This is a genomic window from Pseudanabaena mucicola FACHB-723, assembly GCF_014696385.1.
In the GTDB taxonomy this organism is placed as follows: domain Bacteria; phylum Cyanobacteriota; class Cyanobacteriia; order Pseudanabaenales; family Pseudanabaenaceae; genus Pseudanabaena.
Genome location: NZ_JACJQB010000080.1, coordinates 1 through 4,976 on the forward strand (window position 1 = coordinate 1; position 4,976 = coordinate 4,976).

General features: G+C 42.3%; 5 protein-coding genes and 1 pseudogene. 4 read left to right on the forward strand and 2 right to left on the reverse strand.

Annotation, left to right across the window (positions count from 1 at the left end; translation table 11 throughout):
* Nucleotides 1–654, forward strand: a 654-nt coding sequence (locus H6F41_RS18365; protein ID WP_190404910.1) for a hypothetical protein, incomplete at its 5' end; no start/stop codon positions are given.
* Nucleotides 655–714: 60 nt separating this feature from the next.
* Here the strand turns inward: H6F41_RS18365 and H6F41_RS18370 are convergent.
* A complete protein-coding gene (locus H6F41_RS18370; RefSeq protein ID WP_190404911.1) occupies nt 715–1,407 on the reverse strand; it encodes a sugar transferase in 693 nt (230 codons plus the stop codon).
* Nucleotides 1,408–1,448: 41 nt separating this feature from the next.
* Between H6F41_RS18370 and holA the strand changes: the two genes are divergently transcribed.
* The 3 genes from holA to infC all read left to right on the forward strand — a co-directional run bounded on the left by holA (nt 1,449) and on the right by infC (nt 4,473).
* Nucleotides 1,449–2,432: a DNA polymerase III subunit delta gene (holA, locus tag H6F41_RS18375; RefSeq protein WP_190404912.1), complete on the forward strand. Its 984-nt coding sequence runs from the start codon at nt 1,449–1,451 to the stop codon at nt 2,430–2,432.
* A gap of 180 nt (nt 2,433–2,612) precedes the next feature.
* On the forward strand, nt 2,613–3,731 hold the full coding sequence (gene aroB, locus H6F41_RS18380) for a 3-dehydroquinate synthase (protein WP_190404913.1): 1,119 nt from the start codon (nt 2,613–2,615) through the stop codon (nt 3,729–3,731).
* 217 nt (nt 3,732–3,948) lie between these two features.
* Nucleotides 3,949–4,473, forward strand: a complete 525-nt coding sequence (gene infC / locus H6F41_RS18385) for a translation initiation factor IF-3 (protein ID WP_190404914.1) — start codon at nt 3,949–3,951, stop codon at nt 4,471–4,473.
* Between the two features lie 48 nt (nt 4,474–4,521).
* Here the strand turns inward: infC and H6F41_RS18390 are convergent.
* Nucleotides 4,522–4,976, reverse strand: a pseudogene (locus H6F41_RS18390) (hypothetical protein); the annotation flags it as partial.

Consider the following 4,976-nt stretch of genomic DNA (forward strand, 5'->3'; position numbering starts at 1 on the left):
CGCAATGTGTGGTTAGGGCTTGGTCTAGGAATTCTCTCTTGGGGAATCGGCAATTTAATTTTTGGCTATCTAGATTTTCAATATCAGAGTGGTCTGATTGCAGGTGGGGAAAAAGGCGCACAAAACTTGATTTCCCCATTTCCCTCGATTGCGGATATTTTCTTTACAGCAACCTACGTCTTTTTGGCTTGGGGTATGGCAATGTCAGTAATTGGACGCAGACTTAATCTGTATCCCAAACAATGGGCAATTGTCGCGGCTGTTGGGGTTGTGGGGATCATCTCTGCCGGATATGTAACTTTCATTGCTGGTGGTCAAAGTGGCTTTGATTTAAATCTAGGCAAGATTCTCAATATCATTTATGCCTTGGGCGATATTTGGTTATTGATCGTTGCCACAATTTTGTTACTGGCTTTTTGGGGTGGTAAAGCCGCGCAGTCATGGCGACTGCTAGGTAGTGCTGGTATTTCGATGTTTTTGAGCGATCTCTGGTTCAACTACAGCATTAATACTAGTGATATCTGTGATGGCAGACCATATCAAAGTGGCGAACCATCAGAGTTTTTCTGGATTTTGGCATTCACCCTGTGGGGTATGGCAGCAGCATTAGAGTTTGACTTATCATTGCGCCCTGTTCGTAGCCGTCGCAACTAAATGAAGGCGGCGCAATGCGCCGCCTTCATTTAGTTGATTTTTAAGGTAGTGAAGAACTATTTAATAAGCCCCATTGTTCTTTGGAAAAATCACAACGAGAAGAGTCTTAAAAATTAACTGGAGATCTAAACTAAAGCTCATTCGTCTGACATAGCTAGCATCCAGTTTGATTCTCTGAGCATAGGGTACATCATTGCGACCTGATACCTGCCATAGACCTGCAATACCAGGTCGAACACTCAGCACTTTATCAATCTCATTGCCATACTTAATGAGTTCGGCATGTACTAATGGACGGGGGCCCACAACACTCATGTCACCAACAAGCACATTCCAAAACTGCGGTAACTCATCTAGACTAGTTTTTCTTAGGAATCTTCCAATCTTCGTAATTCGGGGATCATGCCTCAGTTTAAAAGATGCTTCATACTCAGCACGGCTAACTGGACAAGAATTTAAATACTCTTCTAGGACTTGGTCTGCCTGAGCAATCATAGTTCTAAACTTAATGCATTTAAAAGGTTGATGATTGAGTCCTACACGCTCATGAATATATAAAATAGACCCACGAGAACTGGCTGCAACTATAAGCGCAATCAAAATATAAACAGGCGAAAATACAAGCAATACTGAGGTTGCAAAAGCTATGTCAAACAACCTTTTCCCCCATGTTGCGTAGCCATCTGTAGGACTAGCACTCAACGCCTTGGCATTAAAACTAGCTTTCTTATTTGCTTTGCTTCTAGTAATCATCAAATCTCTACACCACACCACATAGTTGCACTAATCATACAATGCCTGTCTACTTTTATTGGGGAGATGATGACTATCAAATTTCTCAAGCAGTCAAAAAAATAATCGATACCCATGTTGATCCCATGTGGCGTGATTTTAACTATGCCAAAGTTAATGCTACGAGTGATTTTGAAATCATGGATGGACTTAATCAAGCAGTAACTTCTCCCTTTGGGATGGGTAATCGTTTGACTTGGTTAGTCAATACAAGCATTGCGCAAAAATGTTCTGAGTCTCTACTTACAGAGCTAGAAAGAACTTTTACTAATTTACCCCCAGATTCCTATCTTCTATTTACAGCCTCAAGTAAACCTGATGGCAGAGCGAAGTCTACCAAACTATTACAAAAATATGCCAAGGTCTTAGAGTTTTCGCTGATTCCACCTTGGAAAGTTGAGGCAATTGCTCAACTGGTCAGACAGGCTGCGACTGAAATTGGTTTAAAACTATCTAATGATGGGGTGGATTTATTAGTTGATGCGATCGGTAATGATACCCGTCGTTTAACGATGGAATTACAAAAACTGCAACTGGCATATTATCAACATACTAAGCCTATTACTGCCAAGGAAATTGCTCCCCTTGTCCAGATTTCCGCTCACAATAGTTTGCAACTAGCCAGCGCGATTCGGGCTGCTGATACTAGCCAAGCTCTATCTCTAATTGCCGAATTACTCAGAAACAATGAAGTGGGTCTAAGAATTTGTGCGACTTTGGTAGGGCAGTTTCGGACTTGGTTGTGGATCAAGTTAATGCAAGAGTCGGGGGTGCGTGATGATAAAGAAATTGCGGAAGCTGCTGAAATTGGCAATCCTAAAAGAGTTTATTTTCTGAAGCAAGAAGTACAGGGATTAAGCAGTCAAAGATTAATGCGATCGCTGGATATTTTGCTGCGCCTAGAAGCGGATCTCAAACATGGCAAAGAGGAAAATGCCACCTTACAAACAGCAATTATTGAATTATGCCAAGCCATGGCTAAATAGATGGAAACATCAAACAAAACTTAGCATCATCATCGCTGCTACCATGCTGTTACCATAAATATCGAGACTGTAAATTTCTTAGTGTTTAATTGACAAATTTAACGAAAAACCAATGGTTTCAGCCTGAATTTACACAAAAAATTTTACAGTCTCTAAATATCAGTACCCTTATTTAGAAATATGTCCGATCATTCCACCACCGTTACTGTTGAACTCCATAGTGAGGCCCAGAGCAATCGTAGTTATGACATTGCGATCGCAAATCATAGTCTCAAGGATTTGGGGACAAAGTTACTAGCAATTGGGTTAGGGAAAAAAAGCAAAAAACTCCTCATCGTCTCAAATCCAGTCATTTATAAGCACTATGGCGAGACAGTACAAACATCTTTAGGTAATGCAGATTTTGATGTTGCTCACTTAATTTTGCCAGCAGGTGAACGTTTTAAAACCGCCAAATCACTCCAAAAGATCTATGACGCAGCTCTTACGCACAGACTAGAGCGCTCCTCAGCAATTATTGCCCTTGGTGGTGGCGTAATTGGCGATATGTCGGGTTATGCTGCCGCAACTTGGTTACGGGGAATTGATCTAGTCCAAGTACCAACTACTTTACTTGCCATGGTCGATTCTGCGATTGGTGGCAAGACGGGGATCAATCACCCACAGGGCAAAAACTTAATTGGCGCATTTTATCAACCCCGCCTAGTATGGGTTGATCCTGAAGTATTAAAAACTCTACCAGCCCGTGAGTTTCGCTCGGCAATGGCAGAGGTAATCAAGTACGGCGTAATTTGGGATCGAGAATTATTTGACTTGCTCGCTCAGTGCAATCGCCTAGACCAATTGCGCTATGTTTCCTCAGACATGCTGCAAACGATTTTATATCGCTGTGCCAAGGCAAAGGCTGAAGTTGTATCTAAGGACGAGAAAGAAGGAAATTTACGGGCTATTCTGAACTATGGACATACAGTTGGTCATGCTATCGAATCTGTTACCAACTATCGTCTTTACAATCATGGTGAAGCCGTCGGTTTGGGGATGAAGATTGCAGGTGCGATCGCAGTTGATCTGGGTCTATGGTCAGCCGAAGAACAAGCTCAGCAGCTTAGCTTAATTACTAAGGCTGGACTGCCCCAAACATTGCCCAAGGATATCGATGCCGATGCGGTCGTCGCCTGTCTCTCCACCGATAAAAAAGTTGAGGCGGGTAAAGTGCGCTTTATTTTGCCAACTGCGATCGGAGCAGTCACCATGAACGATCAAGTAACAGGTGCGCTTGTTAAACAAAATTTACGATAATTGCTTGACACATCCGAGCCTAGTTCGTACTATACTTAAACGCATATGTCAAGCAAAAAGATGTAAAAGCTTGAATATCTAAGTTAATTCAGATAACTAGATCAACAATCTAGTTTATTTAAGATTAATTTAATTGTTCAGCTAAGCGTAAGCATGTATTTGTAAACCAATAGTAATTAAACCCATACCCCCAAAGAGTCTAGACAACAGAGATTTCATGACTAAAAAGCCAATTAAAGACCTCCCCCAAATCAACGAACGCATCAGATATCCCAAAATTAGAGTCATTGATATGGAGGGGGAGCAACTCGGCATCCTGACCCCCAAAGAAGCCCTGAAGATGGCTGAAGAAAAAGAGTTAGATCTTGTACTGGTCAGTGACAAAGCCGATCCTCCTGTTTGTCGGATCATGGACTATGGCAAATTCAAGTTTGAGCAAGAGAAAAAAGCCCGTGAGGCTCGCAAGAAGCAACACACATCTGATGTCAAAGAAGTAAAGATGCGTTACAAAATTGAAGAGCATGATTACCAAGTGCGAATCAACCATGCTGAGCGCTTCTTGAAAGAAGGTGACAAGGTAAAAGCAACTGTCATGTTCCGTGGTCGCGAAATCCAACACGTCGATCTTGCCGAAGTTTTGCTAAATCGGATGGCAAGCGATCTTGAATCCGTTGCTGAAATCCAGCAATATCCCAAACGTGAAGGCAGAAACATCACTATGCTGATGGCTCCTAAAAAATAAACAATAGAGCATAAAAAAAGCCCCGTAAAACGGGGCTTTTTTTATGCTCTATTGTGCGGGAATTAGAGGTGGAAGCGTAAATGGTACAGGATTGTTTGTGGATGGTTGAGACGGTTGGTTAGATGTTGTGCCAGATTGATTGTTGTCTACCGCACCGACGATAGGCGCACCCACGGGGCGTAATACTTCGACTCCGTTCTGCTGTAACACTACAATTGGCGGTTCAGCATTAGTATCAATCCGCTTTACCAATACCTTACCGTTAGAAATCATCTGACCAGCCCTGACATATCGAGATGTTGGTTCATCAAAGGCACTAATAATTGCGTAGATTGTGCCAGCAATTTCGACTGTACCTGTAACCTTAGTGCTTTCTGCAGCTTTGGTATCAGGTGGCGGTGGCGGCGGAGCGATTATATTTGACTTGTTATTAGTTTTTACAACCACCGCAGCTCTGAGATTTGGCTTGACCTTGGGTTTTGCTAACAGGGTCTCTAGTTTAG

Coding starts and splice junctions, on each gene's coding strand:
- aroB (WP_190404913.1), top strand. CDS start 2,613: ATGTCCGATCATTCCACCACCGTTACTGTTGAACTCCATAGTGAGGCC.
- H6F41_RS18370 (WP_190404911.1), bottom strand. CDS start 1,407: ATGATTACTAGAAGCAAAGCAAATAAGAAAGCTAGTTTTAATGCCAAG.
- holA (WP_190404912.1), top strand. CDS start 1,449: ATGCCTGTCTACTTTTATTGGGGAGATGATGACTATCAAATTTCTCAA.
- infC (WP_190404914.1), top strand. CDS start 3,949: ATGACTAAAAAGCCAATTAAAGACCTCCCCCAAATCAACGAACGCATC.